Source organism: Niveispirillum sp. (assembly GCF_017996735.1).
Lineage (GTDB): Bacteria > Pseudomonadota > Alphaproteobacteria > Azospirillales > Azospirillaceae > Niveispirillum.
In genome coordinates, this window is sequence record NZ_JAGOGJ010000007.1 from 1 (window position 1) to 14,075 (window position 14,075).

The 14,075-nt window shown below is 65.7% G+C and carries 15 protein-coding genes; 5 read left to right on the plus strand and 10 right to left on the minus strand.

Annotated elements, in window-relative coordinates; translation table 11 throughout:
• Together KBA48_RS04320 and KBA48_RS04325 are read left to right on the plus strand one after the other, a co-directional pair.
• Nucleotides 1-331: PilZ domain-containing protein (locus tag KBA48_RS04320; RefSeq protein ID WP_292903767.1), on the plus strand; the 331-nt coding region annotated here is incomplete at its 5' end.
• 165 nt (nucleotides 332-496) lie between these two features.
• Nucleotides 497-1,768 carry a DUF4010 domain-containing protein gene (locus tag KBA48_RS04325; RefSeq protein ID WP_292903768.1) on the plus strand — a complete coding sequence of 424 codons (1,272 nt, stop codon included), beginning with the start codon at nucleotides 497-499 and terminating at the stop codon, nucleotides 1,766-1,768.
• A 15-nt stretch (nucleotides 1,769-1,783) separates the two neighbouring features.
• On the opposite strand, the gene KBA48_RS04330 is transcribed toward KBA48_RS04325, so the two are convergent.
• Entirely contained in the window at nucleotides 1,784-1,993 is a 210-nt protein-coding gene (locus tag KBA48_RS04330; RefSeq protein WP_292903769.1) for a hypothetical protein, read from the minus strand.
• A gap of 145 nt (nucleotides 1,994-2,138) precedes the next feature.
• A complete protein-coding gene (locus KBA48_RS04335) occupies nucleotides 2,139-2,612 on the minus strand; it encodes a MaoC family dehydratase (RefSeq protein WP_292903770.1) in 474 nt (157 codons plus the stop codon).
• Nucleotides 2,613-2,771: 159 nt separating this feature from the next.
• Between KBA48_RS04335 and bfr the strand changes: the two genes are divergently transcribed.
• On the plus strand, nucleotides 2,772-3,248 hold the full coding sequence (bfr, locus tag KBA48_RS04340) for a bacterioferritin (RefSeq protein WP_292903771.1): 477 nt from the start codon (nucleotides 2,772-2,774) through the stop codon (nucleotides 3,246-3,248).
• A gap of 64 nt (nucleotides 3,249-3,312) precedes the next feature.
• On the opposite strand, the gene KBA48_RS04345 is transcribed toward bfr, so the two are convergent.
• The 4 genes from KBA48_RS04345 to KBA48_RS04360 form a co-directional block, all read right to left on the minus strand.
• Nucleotides 3,313-4,095 carry a siderophore-interacting protein gene (locus tag KBA48_RS04345; protein ID WP_292903772.1) on the minus strand — a complete coding sequence of 261 codons (783 nt, stop codon included), beginning with the start codon at nucleotides 4,093-4,095 and terminating at the stop codon, nucleotides 3,313-3,315.
• A 2-nt stretch (nucleotides 4,096-4,097) separates the two neighbouring features.
• Nucleotides 4,098-4,667: a PadR family transcriptional regulator gene (locus KBA48_RS04350; RefSeq protein WP_292903773.1), complete on the minus strand. Its 570-nt coding sequence runs from the start codon at nucleotides 4,665-4,667 to the stop codon at nucleotides 4,098-4,100.
• A gap of 544 nt (nucleotides 4,668-5,211) precedes the next feature.
• The gene (locus KBA48_RS04355) at nucleotides 5,212-8,304 is read right to left on the minus strand and encodes an efflux RND transporter permease subunit (protein WP_292903774.1); all 3,093 of its coding nucleotides are present in this window, start codon (nucleotides 8,302-8,304) and stop codon (nucleotides 5,212-5,214) included.
• On the minus strand, nucleotides 8,301-9,410 hold the full coding sequence (locus KBA48_RS04360; RefSeq protein WP_292903775.1) for an efflux RND transporter periplasmic adaptor subunit: 1,110 nt from the start codon (nucleotides 9,408-9,410) through the stop codon (nucleotides 8,301-8,303). Before KBA48_RS04360 ends, KBA48_RS04355 begins: the two co-directional genes overlap by 4 nt.
• Nucleotides 9,411-9,533: 123 nt before the next feature.
• Between KBA48_RS04360 and KBA48_RS04365 the strand changes: the two genes are divergently transcribed.
• Nucleotides 9,534-10,169, plus strand: coding sequence for a TetR/AcrR family transcriptional regulator (locus KBA48_RS04365; protein WP_292903776.1), 636 nt, complete (start codon nucleotides 9,534-9,536; stop codon nucleotides 10,167-10,169).
• A 219-nt stretch (nucleotides 10,170-10,388) separates the two neighbouring features.
• On the opposite strand, the gene KBA48_RS04370 is transcribed toward KBA48_RS04365, so the two are convergent.
• Complete coding sequence (locus tag KBA48_RS04370; RefSeq protein WP_292903777.1) at nucleotides 10,389-11,381, minus strand: aldo/keto reductase; 993 nt, start codon at nucleotides 11,379-11,381, stop codon at nucleotides 10,389-10,391.
• 104 nt (nucleotides 11,382-11,485) lie between these two features.
• On the opposite strand from KBA48_RS04370, the gene KBA48_RS04375 reads away from it, so the two are divergent.
• Nucleotides 11,486-12,391, plus strand: coding sequence for a LysR family transcriptional regulator (locus tag KBA48_RS04375; RefSeq protein WP_292903778.1), 906 nt, complete (start codon nucleotides 11,486-11,488; stop codon nucleotides 12,389-12,391).
• Nucleotides 12,392-12,406: 15 nt separating this feature from the next.
• Here KBA48_RS04375 and KBA48_RS04380 read toward each other — a convergent pair whose 3' ends face one another.
• From KBA48_RS04380 to KBA48_RS04390, 3 genes are read right to left on the minus strand one after another with little or no spacing between them, the layout of a single operon-like run.
• Complete coding sequence (locus KBA48_RS04380) at nucleotides 12,407-12,934, minus strand: hypothetical protein (protein WP_292903779.1); 528 nt, start codon at nucleotides 12,932-12,934, stop codon at nucleotides 12,407-12,409.
• Complete coding sequence (locus tag KBA48_RS04385) at nucleotides 12,934-13,503, minus strand: hypothetical protein (protein WP_292903780.1); 570 nt, start codon at nucleotides 13,501-13,503, stop codon at nucleotides 12,934-12,936. Before KBA48_RS04385 ends, KBA48_RS04380 begins: the two co-directional genes overlap by 1 nt.
• Nucleotides 13,504-13,508: 5 nt before the next feature.
• Nucleotides 13,509-14,060: a hypothetical protein gene (locus tag KBA48_RS04390; protein ID WP_292903781.1), complete on the minus strand. Its 552-nt coding sequence runs from the start codon at nucleotides 14,058-14,060 to the stop codon at nucleotides 13,509-13,511.
• Nucleotides 14,061-14,075: the final 15 nt, after the last annotated feature.

Here is a 14,075-nt window from a genome sequence, read left to right on the forward strand (position 1 = left end):
GTCCGACACCCCGGCCGAACGCCGCACGCATCCGCGTACCCCGACCGAACCCGTTTATCTGATGGTTGCCGGCCGCCCCGCCCGTCTGCTCGACTGGTCGTTCGGGGGGCTGCGTGTGCGTCCGGAGGATCGGGGCGGCGGTTTTGTCATCGGCCAGCGGGTGGACATCACCGTGTTGCGTCCCGACGGGCGCAGTTGGGCCCGTCTGCCCGTCACCATCCGTCATGTCGATCACGCCGATGGCGGTGCGCTCGGCGTGATGCTGGTCGACCGGCTGTCGGCTTTCCCGTTGCTGCTGGAACTGTTCAACCACTCCCTGGCGCGGGCCTGATACCAAGAGCCATGGGGGGTATGAGCACTCGCCCTCACGCGCCGGGCGCCGCGGCCTCCAAGGGTCATGGTCCATGACCCTTGATATGAGCCTTCCGCTCCCTTGCCCGCGTCGGCCGGCCGGGGCATCCTGCGCGCCGCGATGCCGGCCTTGGAAAGGGATGACGTGGACGAGCTTGACCTTCTGATGCGGCTGGCCGTGGCGCTGGCCATCGGCTTGCTGGTGGGGCTGGAACGGGGTTGGCGCCTGCGCGACACGCCGGAGGGACAGCGCGCCGCCGGCCTGCGCACCTTCGCCATTACCGGGCTGCTGGGCGGCACCGCGGGGCTGCTGACCCATTCCTTCGATAATCTGCTGTTCCTGGGCCTGGCCTTTCTGGGCTTCGCCGGCGCCTTCACGGCGTTCCACTGGCTGGAATCCCGCGAGGAAGGGCGTAATTCCGCCACCGGCGTCATTTCCGGCCTGCTGGTCTTTCTGCTGGGGGCCTATGCCACGCTGGGCGACTTGCGCGTGGCGGTGGCCGTCGCCGTGGCCGCAACCTTGTTGCTGGCCCTGCGCGACCCGTTGCATGACTGGCTGCGGCGGCTGCAATGGGCGGAAATCCGCGCTGTGCTGATCCTGGCGACCATGAGTTTCCTGGCCCTGCCGGTCCTGCCCAACCGCACCATCGATCCCTGGGGTGTGCTGAACCCGGCGGAAATCTGGTTCCTGGCCATCATGATCGCCGCCATCTCCTTCGGCGGCTATGTCGCCGTGCGGGTGCTGGGCGAGAAACAGGGCGTCATTGTTGCGGCCCTGGCGGGTGGCCTCGCCTCCTCCACCGCCACCACCCTGACACTGGCCCGTCTGGCGCGGCAGCAGCAGGAGGCGGGTCCCCTGCTGGCGGCGGGTGTGCTGATCGCCGGCATGGTGATGGGGCTGCGCGTGGTGCTGGTGGCAGGCCTGCTGAACCGGGCGATGGTGGTGCCGCTGGCCGTGCCGGCCGGGGCGGCGCTGCTGGTCCTGGCGCTGGCCAGTGCCGTCCTGCTGCTGCGTGATGGCAAAGGCAAGAGCGATCAGACGGACAGCCCGCCCCTGGCCCTGTCCAACCCGCTGGAACTGGCCACGGCGCTGAAGCTGGCGCTGTTCATTGCCGTCGTCCTGGTGGGGGCCGAATTGCTGCGCCGGTTCGTAGGCGATACGGGCCTGCTGCTGGGGGCCGCCGCATCGGGCATCGCCGATGTCGATGCCATCACCATCGCCATGTCCCGCATGGGGCAGCAGCAGCCGGACAGCCTGCATCTGGCCGCAGGCGCCATCCTGTTGGCCGTGGGCGTGAATACGGTGGCCAAATCCGTGATGGCGGGGTCGGTCGGCGGTCTGCGCCTGGGTCTTTTTGTCGGCGGCCCCAGCCTTCTGGCCCTGTTGGCCGGGGGGGCCGCCTACTGGTTCTGGTGATGGCGCGGCGCGGGGTCAGCGCACGCGGCGGAAACGCTGTATGTCGGCCAGGGCAAAAATCGACAGGCTGAGCCGATGGACAGGGTTTCCATCAATGGCCAGTTCCACATTCGGCGCCTTGATCCCCGGCTTGGCATGAACGGCCATGATCTGAAGCCGACGCCGGGGCGGCGTCAGTTCCTCCACCCATTCCCCCGGAGAAAAATCAATCACTTCCCGCGCCATGATGGCTCCCATTGCACCGACAGGGGGACATCATACGCAAATTTCCAACCTTTTGGGAAGGGTGGCGGAGGTGGGGATAGTCCATTCGGAATAAATTTGCCTGCATGGACATGTCTAGAAGACCCCCACTCTCCGCTTTAACAAGTTAATTAGCCGAAATATCCGGTATCGCACGCGCACGCACCATTCCAATGGAGATCGTCGACATGACGACTTCATCCTTCTGGTTCAGCACTTCCGTCGTCTGCCGGATGGTGCCCATTTCAGGGCGCGAGCGTGAGCGCTTCACTTCCACGATGCGCACCCGGACGCGCAACCGGTCGCCCGGACGCACCGGCTTCAGCCAGCGCAGCTCATCCAGGCCAGGGGAGCCCAGCGATGTCTGCGGCGACAGCATGTGATCGACCAGCATACGCATCATGAAGCCCGCCGTCTGCCAGCCGCTGGCCACCAGTCCGCCGAAATGGGTGGCCTTGCCCGCCGCCTCGTCCAGGTGGAAGGGCTGCGGATCATATTCCCGCGCAAAGGCCACAACCTCTTCGGCCGTGACCAGACGGTCGCCGAATTCGAATGCCATGCCGGGGGCGAAATCTTCCAGGTAACGGACGGGCGGACTCATGCTGCTCCTTTCGGGGAGGGGTACACGCGATTGGTTATCAATCGCTTTTCCCTTCAATTGCAATACGTTATCAGAAGACAAAGGCGGTGGACCATGCCAGTATCGGGTCAGCGGAACATTGTTCCAACCCGTTCCTCCTGATCCATTGTGAAGGTTCCCATGCAAGGCGACGCCACCGTCATCCGCCATCTCAACACCATCCTGGTCAACGAGCTGACGGCGATCAACCAATATTTCCTGCACGCCCGCATGCTGAAGAACTGGGGTTTTCTGCGCCTTGGCAAGAAGGTGTACGAAGAAAGCATCGGTGAGATGAAGCATGCCGACCTGCTGATCGAGCGGGTGCTGTTCCTGGAAGGGCTGCCGAACCTTCAGGATCTGCACAAGCTGAAGATCGGCGAGGATGTGCCGGAATGTTTCGAGGGCGACCTGTCCATCGAAACCCGCAACCGCACCGAGCTGCTGGAGGCCATGCATTATTGCGAGGGCGTCCGCGACTACCAGTCCAAGGAGATTTTCCGCCGCATCCTGGAGGATACGGAGGAGCATATCGACTGGCTGGAGACACAACTGGGCCTGATCAAGTCCGTCGGTCTGCAGAACTACCTGCAAGAACAGATGGGCCGCGACGACTGATCGCGCGGACCGGCCCTCGCGGCTGCCCTCTTATCCCCGGGGTCATCATCGGTGACCCGGGGGATTATTCCCCCGCTTCCGGTTTCTGCCAGTAGCCAGAGGCCTTGATCCGCTGTGGATCGATGCCATGGCGGGTGGAGAGCAGGTCGCGGATCTGGCGCACCTCCCCGGCTTCCGCCGCCACCCAGGCGAAGATGTCCGTTTCCGTGACGCACAGACGGGCGACCGCGTCGGCCAAAGCGTGACCGCCATGGGCCGGATCGCGGAACAGCCAGTGGATGGTCGCATCGGCCCTGCTGTGCAGTTGCAGCTTTTCCGCCGGATTATCCACGGCGACCAGGACCAGGGTGCGCGTGCCGGCCGGCAGTTCCTCCAGCCGGCGGCCGATGGCCGGCAGGGCCGTTTCATCCCCGATCAGCAGATGCAGGGCGTAATCCACGGGCCAGACCGTGGAGCCGCGCGGCCCGCCCAGCACCAGCGTGTCGCCGGTGACGGCGCGGTGTGCCCAGAGCGTCGCCAGTCCCGCCGTGCCATCCGCCACCCCATGCAGGGCAAAATCCAGGGTGAGCCTGCCCGCCGCGACGTCGAAATAACGGGGTGTGTAGTCGCGGGCGATGGGTTTTTCATCCCCGCCCGGCATGGCGATCAGACCCGTTGCCGGATCGGGGAAAAACAGTTTTACATGATCGTCGAAACCCAGGGACTGGAACCCCTGCATATCGCCCCACAGGGTGATGCGGCGCATATGGGGCGACAGGTCCCGGATGGCGGTTACGGTCAGGTCGCGGCGGCGTGTGTCGAACCGCACGCGGCGCGGCTCACGCGCCGGAAAAATGGCATCGGGCATGCTTATTGCCTTTCGATCTTGCGGGCCAGCTCGTCGATCCAGTCGACGATGGTTTCCACTTCAGTCTTTGACAGGGGGCGCATGCCACGGGTGCGCAGCGCACCCTTCAGATTGTGCATGGCGCGGAACAGGGCGGCATATTCGTGGATACCGCCGCGTTCCTCCTCCCCCTCCAGCATCAGGGACAGCAGGCGGGCCACCTCGTCCGCCTGTTCGGCCAGGAAGGACTGGCCGGCCGGAGTGATGCGGGCCAGCTTGCGCCCGTCATCCGCCGCCGCGATGGTGATCAGGCCGCCATCCTCCAGCCAGCTCAACGCCGGATAGACGACGCCGGGGGAAGGGACGTAGCGGCCCTGCGACCGTTCCTCGATCTCCTTGATCAGCTCATACCCATGGCGGGGCCGGTCCTCCAGCAGCTTCAGCAGCACCAGCCGCAGACCGCCATGGCCGAAGCCGCGCCCATGGCGCCCGCCCCGACCGGGATGGCCGTGGCGGTGCCGCCCGCCGAAACCGCGCATATCGTCATCATCGTCACCGCCGCCGAAGCCGCCGCGTCCGAAAAAACCACGCATGTCGAATCTCCATATCCGATCATAACTCGATATATCTGATATCGCGCTGAGTGACGGAAAAGTCGATAGGGATTAGATGCATATTAGATATATCGAGTTATGCTCTGAATGCAGGGCTGGGGTTTTTGCGGGTTTTCCTCGCCCTTGTCTGGGAGGGGCGGTCTTCTCCTTTTCCCTCACCCTCCCACCCGCTGACGCGGGCGGGCCCCTCCCTCTCCCGCAAAGCGGGCGAGGGACGAAATCAGGCGTGGGGCCAAGTTCCGCCCCTCGCCCACGCCAGTGGGAGAGGGAGGGGCCCAAGCCCGTCAGGGCTTGGGAGGGTGAGGGTGGCGAGGGTTTGGGAGGGTGAGGGTTTAAGAGGCGAGGGGTTTGGGTTGGCAAACCCCTCGCCCCTATACCAGCGGCATGAAATCTTGACCTTCGGTCACTCTTTCCTGCCCCTCAAGCGCCGGGCGGCTGCATCCGCAGCCTTGGCTAACGCCGCACGTGCGGCGCGGCGGCGGTCGCCACCGATACTAACGGTCAAGAATTTTGACCGTTAGTATTACTCGGCCCCGCCCCAGCCGCCGGGGGCGGTCGGTCCCGTCTCGTCCTTGCGGACGCGGAACCAGGCGGCATACATGGCGGGCAGGGAGTAGAGGGTGAGCGCCGTGGCCACGATCAGGCCGCCCATGATGGAGATGGCCATGGGTCCCCAGAAGCTGGACCGCGACAGGGGGATCATGGCCAGCACGGCGGCGGCCGCCGTCAGGGCGATGGGCCGGGCGCGGCGCACCGTGGCATCGACCACGGCGTCGAAACGACCATGGCCGGCGGCGATGTCCTGTTCGATCTGATCGACCAGGATGACGGAGTTGCGCATGATCATGCCGGCCAGCGCAATCACACCCAACTGTGCCACGAAGCCGAAAGGCTGCTGGAAGGCAAGCAGGGCCAGCGTCACGCCGATCAGGCCCAGCGGCGCCGTCAGGAACACCAGCACCACCCGCTGGAAGCTTTGCAACTGTACCATCAGAACCGTCAGCATGATCACGATCATGGCCGGAACGACCGCCATGATGGAGGCCTGACCCTTGGCACTTTCCTCCACCGCACCGCCCACCTCGATCCGGTAGCCAGTGGGCAGTTTGGCGCGCAGGGGGCCGAGGACGGATTCGATTTCCGCCATCACCGTCGGAGCCTGGACATTGCCCCGCAGATCGGCGCGCACGGTCAGGGCCAGATCGCGCGACCGGGTCCAGAGAATACCTTCCTCCAGCCCGTACTCCAGGCTGGCCACCTGTGACAGGGGAACGGGGCCGTTGGGGCCGCGCAGACGCAGTTGGGCCAGCCGGTCGGACGCCACGCGTTCATCCTGTCCGGCGCGCAGCACCACGTCGATCAGTTCGATGCCCTCCCGGTACTGGGTGGCGGTATAGCCGGTCATCACCGTCTGCAGCGCCAGCGCCAGATCCTGGCTGGTGACGCCCAGCGCGCGGGCCCGGTCCTGGTCAACCACCAGCCGCACGGACTTCACCTTCTCCGTCCAGTCGAGATTGACGTCGGTCGTGTGCGGATTGTCCCGCATCAGGTCGCGCAATTCGCCGGCAATGCTGCGCAACAATTCCGGGTCACGCCCCATGACGCGAAACTGCACCGGATAGCCGACGGGCGGTCCGTTTTCCAGCCGTGCCACGCGGGTGCGCACGTCGGGGAAGCGGGTTTCCAGATCGTGCGGCAGGGTGCGGGCCATTTCCACGGTCCGTTCCAGCGACTTGGTCACCACGATGAACTGCGCAAAGTTTGGCCGCTTCAGCTCCTGGTTCAGGGGCAGATAGAAGCGGGGGGCGCCGCTGCCGACAAAGGCGCTGAAGCTTTCGATGCCGTCATCCTTGGCGAAGACGGCTTCCAGTTCCTTCACGCGTTCCTGGGTGACGCCGATGGAGGTGCCTTCCGGCAATTCCAGATCGACCACCAGTTCCAGGCGGGCCGAATTGGGGAAGAACTGCTGCTGCACAAAGCCGAAGCCGACGATGGACAGCACGAAGGCCCCGACCGTGGCCGCGATCACGATGTAGCGGTGGTTGACGGTCCAGACCAGGCTGGCCCGAAGGCGGCGGTAGAGCGGCTTGTCATAGGCGGCGTTATGGTCGTCGCTATGCGTGCCCTCCAGGTTCTGCGGCAGCATCTTGTAGCCCAGATAGGGCGTGAAGATCACCGCCACCAGCCACGAGACCAGCAGGGCCGTGGCCACCACCCAGAAGATGGCGCCCGTATATTCACCCGCCGCCGAATGCGCGAAGCCCACGGGCACGAAGCCCGCCGCCGTCACCAGTGTGCCCGACAGCATGGGAAAGGCCGTGGAGGTCCAGGCAAAGGCAGCGGCCTTGGCCCGGTCCCAGCCCTGTTCCAGCTTCACCATCATCATTTCCACCGCGATGATGGCATCGTCCACCAGCAGGCCCAGCGCGATGATCAGGGCGCCGATGGAGATCTTGTGCAGGTCGATGCCCGCCGCCTTCATCACGCCGAAGGTCACGGCCAGCACCAGCGGCACCGACAGGGCCACCACCACGCCGGTGCGCAGGCCCAGCGACAGGAAGGTGACGATCAGCACGATGCCCAGCGCCTCGGCCAGGGCGCTGGCGAATTCGTTGATGGAACTGCGCACCACTGTGGGCTGGTCGGCGACCAGCGAAATCTCGATCCCGTGCGGCAGGGTGGCCTGGATGTGTTTCATCTCCGCCTTGACGGCGTCGCCCAGCTTCAGGATGTCGCCACCCGCCGCCATGGCGATGGACAGACCCGTCACCGGCTCACCATTATGGCGCATCAAGGTTTCGGCCGGGTCGCGGGCGGCGCGGCGGATGGTGGCGATGTCACCCAGGCGCAGCAGCCGGCCGCCGGCCTGAATCGGCACCTGCGCCACCTGTTCCTCCGTCTTCAGCGCGCCGGAGACACGCACGCGGATCAGGTCGGTGCCGGTATCGATGGTCCCGGTGGGGTTGACCTCGTTCTGCGCGGCCAGGGCCTGGCCGATCTGCTGTACCGTCACACCCAGCGAGGCGAGGCGGCCGGTGTCGAACTCCACATAGATCCTCTCATCCTGCACGCCCAGCAGATCGACCTTGCCGATCGATGGCAGGGTCAGCAGCCGCTGGCGGGCCGCCAGCAGCACCTGTCGCATCTCCGTCTGGCTGAAGCCTTCGCCGGAGAAGGCGTAGATGATGCCGAACGTGTCGCCGAATTCGTCGTTGAACTGCGGACCGATCACGCCGGCGGGCAGGGTATGGGCCATGTCGGCCACCCGCTTGCGCACCTGATACCAGATGTCGGGCAGCGTGTCGGAGCGGGTATAATCATGCAGGTTGATGAAGATCACGGTTTCGCCCGGCCGCGCATAGGACCGGGTGAAGTGATAGTTGGGCACCTGCTGCAAAGTCTGTTCGATGCGGTCGGTGACCTGTTCCTGCACCTCCCGTGCGGTGGCGCCCGGCCATTGGGCCGTGACCACCATGGTGCGGATGGCGAATTGCGGGTCCTCGGCCCGGCCCAGCGTCACGAAGGAATAGACGCCGATGGCCAGCGACATGACGATCATGAACAGCACAAGTGCCTGATGCCGGATGGCCCAGGCGGAAAGGTTCAGTCCGCTCACGGCAGGCCCCCATCCCAGACGCGCACGGGCAGGTTGGCATCCAGCCGGTGGGCGCCGGCCGTCACCACCAGTTCACCTTCCTTCAACCCGGCCTTCACCGCCACCCCGTCGGGGCGATAGGCGCCGACCTCCACGGGGCGCAACTGCACCCGGTCCTTGGACGGGGCCAGGACCCAGACAGCGGGCTTGTCCCCCTGCTGGAACAGGGCGGACGACGGCAGCAGGGCCACGGAAGGTGCCGCGGCGTCGGGGAAGCTGACACGCGCCGTCATGCCCAGACGCACGGCATCGGGCGCGTCGGCCGGCAGGGCCACACGCAGGCGGAAGGTGCGGCTGGCGGGGTCGGCCACCGGGGTGATCTCGCGGATCGTGCCGGTCAGGCTCAGGTCACCATCGGCCCACAGCGCCACGGTCGCGGTGCCGCCGACCGATAGCCGGGCCAGATCGCCTTCCGCCACGTCGATGGCGATTTCGCGGCCCAGATCGGTCGCCATGCGCAGCACCGTCTGCCCGTCGCCCACCATCTGTCCGGCATCGGCCAGGACGGCGGTGATCACCCCGCCCTGGTCCAGGGTCAGGGACCCATAGGCCCGCTGGTTGCGGGCGATGGACAGGCTGGACGCCGCCTCCCGCTTCTGCGCGGCGGCGGTGTCGGCGGCGGCCTTCACCTGATCGAACTGCGCCTGGGCAATGGTGCCGCTGGCCAGCAGGGGGGTGTAGCGTTTCAGGCTGGCGGCCGTCTGGATCGCCTGCGCCTCGGCCTGGGCCAGCCGCGCCTCAGCGGCCTTCAGCGACAGTTCCAGGTCGGTCGGGTCCAGGCGGGCCAGGATCTGTCCGGGCTTCACCCGGTCACCCACCTCCACCATGCGGGCCGCGATGCGGCCGCCGACACGGAACCCGGCCTGCACCTCTGTCCGGGGCACGATCGTGCCGGTGAAGGACCGGTCGGCATGGCTGTCCTTGAAGGTGACCGCCGCCACGCGCACGGGGCGGGCCGGCACCGGCTCCGCCTCCTTCGCGCCGCATCCGGCCAGAACCAAGGGCAACAGGACGGCCAACGCCGCCCCCCGCCGCCAATTGCCGCCGGCGCCCCGAAGCCCCACCATCTGATACCCCCCAAAAGAAACCCTGTATGGATGGATAGGATAATGTAACGTACATTACAGTCTTCAAGTGATGACCGTCACGCCCCGTTGCGGGATGTGCGGGGGGAGTGCGATGATCCCGCCATGACAACCGAACTTGCAGAATCCGCCGACCATTCCCCCCGCATGGTGGCCCGGCGGCAGGCCATGATCGACGCCGCCGCCACCGTGTTTTTCGAGCATGGGTTCGAACGGGCCAGCCTTTCCGCCATCGTGCGGCGGTCGGGGGGCTCGCTCTCCACACTCTACCAGCTTTTCGGCAGCAAGGAGGGGCTGTTCGAGGCCATGATCACCCAGCGCTGCGCGGAGATCATGGAGCCGCTGACGGCCCCCAGCCTGCCCGACCAATGCCCGCGCGAAACCCTGACGCGCATCGCGCGCGGGCTGATGGGTGTGCTGATGGACCCGGAGGCGCAGGGACTCTGGCGCATGCTGATGGGGGAGGGGATCAAGTTCCCCCGCCTGCCGGAGATTTACTTCCGCTGCGGGCCGGACCCGTTGCAGGCGGCCATGATCCGGTATCTGGGGGATCTGCATGAACGGGGCATCGTGCGATGTCCCGACGTGGCGGCCGTGGTCAGCGCCTTCTGCGGCATGATGCAGAGCGACCTGTTCTATCGCACCGTTACCGGCATGCGCCCCATTCCCGATGCGGCGGAGGTGGAGCGGCATGTGCAGAAGATGGTGGACCTGTTCATGCGCATGGTGGCGCCGGGGTGAGGGGGCGTTGCTCCTGTTTCTGTCGAGTGGGGCCGATGGCGCGCCTTTTGCCCTCACCCTTCCACCGCTTCGCGGCGGGCCCTCCCTCTCCCACGTTCGTGGGCGAGGGGCGACATTGAGCGCATTGCCAAAGCCAAAGTTCCGCCCCTCGCCCGCCTGGCGGGAGAGGGAGGGGCCCAAGCCGGCAGGCTTGGGAGGGTGAGGGAGCGACGCACCCTTTCAGCGCTCGCTGTCCAGATGGGCCATCTGCACCGACGGGTACCGGTCCCCGGCCACGGCGTCGGCCGGCATCGCCGCTTCGATGGCGGCCAGTTCGCTGGCGGACAGGACCAGACCCGCCGCCCCCAGGCTTTCCGTCAGCCGGTCGCGGCGGCGCGCACCGATCAGCGGCACGATGTCGGCCCCGCGTGACGCCACCCAGGCGATGGCGACCTGTGCGACGCTGGCCCCGATCCCGTCCGCCACCTTTCGCAAGGCCTCCACCAGCGACAGGTTGCGGTCCAGGTTCTCCCCCTGGAAGCGGGGCACGGCGGCACGGTAGCCGGCATCGCCCCTGTCCTTGGTCCAATGGCCGCTGATCAGGCCGCGCGACAGCACGCCATAGGCCGTGATGCCGATGCCCAGTGCGCGGCAGGTGGGCAGGATCGAGGCCTCTATTCCCCGGCTGATCAGGGAATATTCGATCTGCAGGTCGCTGATCGGATGCACGGCGGCGGCCCGGCGGATCGTGTCCACCCCCACCTCCGACAGGCCGATATGGCGGACATAGCCTTCCCGAACCAGATCGGCGATGGCGCCCACCGTGTCCTCGATCGGCACCGCAGGGTCCAGGCGCGAGGGGCGGTAGATGTCGATATAGTCGGTGCCCAGCCGTTTCAGGCTGTAGGCCACGAAATTGCGCACCGATTGCGGGCGTCCATCATAGCCCAGAAAGGCCCCGTCCGGCCCGCGCACGGCCCCGAACTTCACCGACAGCACCACATCCTCGCGCCGCCGCTCCTTCAGCGCTTCGGCAATCAGCATCTCATTATGGCCCATGCCGTAGAAATCGCCTGTGTCCAGGATATTGATCCCGGCATCCAGTGCGTCATGGATGGTGGCGATGCTTTCGGCCCGGTCAGCCGGACCATACATGTCGGACATGCCCATGCAGCCAAGGCCGACAGGGGCAGTGGCGGGGCCGGTGGTGCCAAGATTGCGGCGGTGCAGCATGATGGGTCTCCGTAGGGGAAGGATTGGCATGGCCCCATCCTGCCATCCCGGATATTATGCGATAATCCGTCCTTATAAGAATGACCTGTTCGGAAATCCGTACAATGGCACCCTTTGTGAAACCCTATGCCCTTTCCGATCTGGATGCCTTTCTGGCCGTGGCGCGGCACCGTAATTTTCGGCGCGCGGCCAAGGAACGCGGTGTTTCCGCCTCCACCCTGTCGCAGGCGGTGCGCGATCTGGAAGAAATGATGGGCATGCGTTTGCTGCACCGCACAACGCGCAGTGTAACCCCGACAGAGGCGGGGCAGCGGCTGGTGGAAAGCCTGTCGCCGGCCATGGATGCCGTCACCCAGGCGCTGGACGGGCTGAACCAGTATCGCGACACGGCGTTCGGCACGCTGCGCCTGAATGTGCCGTCCATCGTGGCCCGCACGGTCCTGCCCGGTCTGATCGGCCCGTTCCTGGCGGCCCATCCCGGAATCAGCCTGGACATCGTGGATAACAACGCCCTGGTCGATATCTTCGCCGCCGGGTTCGATGCCGGCGTGCGGTATGAGGAAATGCTGGCCCAGGACATGGTGGCGTTGCCTATCGGGCCGCGGGTGCAACGCTATGTGCTGGCAGCCTCCCCCTCCATTGTTGCGCAGCATGGGCTGCCGCAACACCCGACCGACCTGCTGTCCCGTCCCTGTTTGCGCCACCGTTTCCCGGATGGAGGGCCGCTGGCCTGGGAGTTCGAGCGGCAGGGGGAGGTGCTGAAGCTGCATCCGCAAGGCCCACTGGTCAGTTCCTCGACACCCCTGCTGCTGCGCGCCGCCCTGGACGGTCTGGGCTGGATTTACACGTTCGAGGATTTGCTGGCCGACCATTTCGCCGCCGGCACCCTGGTCCGGGCCTTGCCGGATTGGTCGCTGTCCTTCTCCGGCCCATTCCTCTATTACAGCAGCCGCCGGCATGTGCCGGGGCCGCTCAGGGCGCTGGTGGACTGGCTACGACGGGTTTCCTGACGGACGCTTATATGGCTACCGGCATCGCCAGATTTGCCAGAGACCGCTCGCCAGAAAGACCGCTGCAACGGCCAGCATGAACAGACCCCCAACAGGCTTCTGCATCATAATCGCCCCCGCGGCGGGCACCCAGCAAAGGGCCGCCGTCACGTCAAAGGCGAGCGCCTCACGGGGTTGATTGGCCCACAGACGGACCGGGTGATCAGCGCGCACCCAGCGCCCACCAACCCACAGCAACAGGAAATTCAGGAACAGATTTCCCGTCAGCCCGGCAACGCCCGGCAGAAGCATCGCTTCCCCCATGCCTGACCACCAAAGAATGAAGGCGAGTTTCAACAGAAGGATGTGGAAACAGGCCATGGCTGTGGTCAGTTTCGGCAACCAGCCGGCCCAAGCCGGGGACAATTGACGCAGATAGCGACCGGATTGCCATTCGTCACCGCGAGGCTGCAAAAAAAACGGTATGGCGGCTCGGGTCCAGACTGGCTGCCAATGAAAGAAACCGTAATAGACCTGCCCATCTTCATCGATGAACAACGCCATCAGCCGTCCCCCACCGCCAGCGCCAATCTCAAAGCCCTGTTCTCCCGCCGAACCGCCTTCACCCGGCCCCAGAGCAGCCAGACCCAGACCAACGCCAGGAAGATGGATGGCCCGTCCCCGTCCATGACGTCCAGCCCCTTGACCCAGGTTAGCACATAAAGCGGCCCCGCGAAGGACAGGATCAGGGCGAGGCGCAGCAGCCGAGGCGGCCAGGGCTGGACCGGAACCAGCGTCACCGGTCCCTCGAACGGCACGCCCTGCGCACAGATCTCCGTGACAAAAAACAGGCGCAGCGCGGCACACCACAGGAAGCCCGTCACGGCCAGCGCCAGGGCAACAGGCCAGTCCCGTTCGGCCAGCAACAGCGACGCCAGGGTCAGGCCCAGCCCGCCCGTTATGGCGGCAACGCAGCCAACCCGCAGCCAGCCGGCCCGATCCGGTCGCAGACGGGCAATGTGGGGCCGGATGCCCTGCGCCATACGCTCCGCCGACAGGGCCGGCGGGTGCAGGATAGGTGCGATCCGGTCATGCCAGTAGCGATGGCCTTGATTGTCCTGATAAAGCGGCATTCTGGTCAGGAAGGTCGAACGTGCATCCGCATCAGGGAAAGCAAAAGCAGACCCATCTGCGCCAACATGAATAAGATACCGCCCCCCAGCACCAGGGCGACAGCCTGACGCCAAAGGCTGTCCATATCGTCGCCCAGCATGTCAAGCGTGACGGACAGGTACAGGGTGATAAGAGACAGTTTGCCGGCCAGTTCCAATAGCAGCGATCCCCATGGCTGTGGCCGCAGCAGACGCAGGACCGTGCTTGGCACCATCTGGATACCGGTGCGCCGAAGGATCACCATTTGGCCGATGAGGGCGACCATGACGGACATCGCAGGCAGGCCTCCTGCCATATCGTGCCCGCCCCTGATCATCAGCACCACTGCCACCGCCGCCAGCAACAGGGACAAAGACCCGATCAATCGCCCGGACCATGTGAAGCTGTCCAGCCGATGCCCATGGATCAGGAAAGGCGCACCCCATCGGTGAGCCCGATCTTCGGTGTATGTTGTGATGACCGGGCCTGCCGCATCGATCCAGTAGAGATTGCCCATATCATCCTGGTAAAGCGCCATCACCCGTTCTCCGCG

What these genes read in the sequence shown, in the direction of transcription:
- KBA48_RS04390 (WP_292903781.1), bottom strand. Translation starts at nt 14,060, where the DNA reads ATGGCGCTTTACCAGGATGATATGGGCAATCTCTACTGGATCGATGCG.
- bfr (WP_292903771.1), top strand. Translation starts at nt 2,772, where the DNA reads ATGCAAGGCGACGCCACCGTCATCCGCCATCTCAACACCATCCTGGTC.
- KBA48_RS04360 (WP_292903775.1), bottom strand. Translation starts at nt 9,410, where the DNA reads ATGGTGGGGCTTCGGGGCGCCGGCGGCAATTGGCGGCGGGGGGCGGCG.
- KBA48_RS04335 (WP_292903770.1), bottom strand. Translation starts at nt 2,612, where the DNA reads ATGAGTCCGCCCGTCCGTTACCTGGAAGATTTCGCCCCCGGCATGGCA.
- KBA48_RS04330 (WP_292903769.1), bottom strand. Translation starts at nt 1,993, where the DNA reads ATGGCGCGGGAAGTGATTGATTTTTCTCCGGGGGAATGGGTGGAGGAA.
- KBA48_RS04370 (WP_292903777.1), bottom strand. Translation starts at nt 11,381, where the DNA reads ATGCTGCACCGCCGCAATCTTGGCACCACCGGCCCCGCCACTGCCCCT.
- KBA48_RS04380 (WP_292903779.1), bottom strand. Translation starts at nt 12,934, where the DNA reads ATGGCGTTGTTCATCGATGAAGATGGGCAGGTCTATTACGGTTTCTTT.
- KBA48_RS04375 (WP_292903778.1), top strand. Translation starts at nt 11,486, where the DNA reads ATGGCACCCTTTGTGAAACCCTATGCCCTTTCCGATCTGGATGCCTTT.
- KBA48_RS04365 (WP_292903776.1), top strand. Translation starts at nt 9,534, where the DNA reads ATGACAACCGAACTTGCAGAATCCGCCGACCATTCCCCCCGCATGGTG.
- KBA48_RS04385 (WP_292903780.1), bottom strand. Translation starts at nt 13,503, where the DNA reads ATGCCGCTTTATCAGGACAATCAAGGCCATCGCTACTGGCATGACCGG.
- KBA48_RS04350 (WP_292903773.1), bottom strand. Translation starts at nt 4,667, where the DNA reads ATGCGTGGTTTTTTCGGACGCGGCGGCTTCGGCGGCGGTGACGATGAT.
- KBA48_RS04345 (WP_292903772.1), bottom strand. Translation starts at nt 4,095, where the DNA reads ATGCCCGATGCCATTTTTCCGGCGCGTGAGCCGCGCCGCGTGCGGTTC.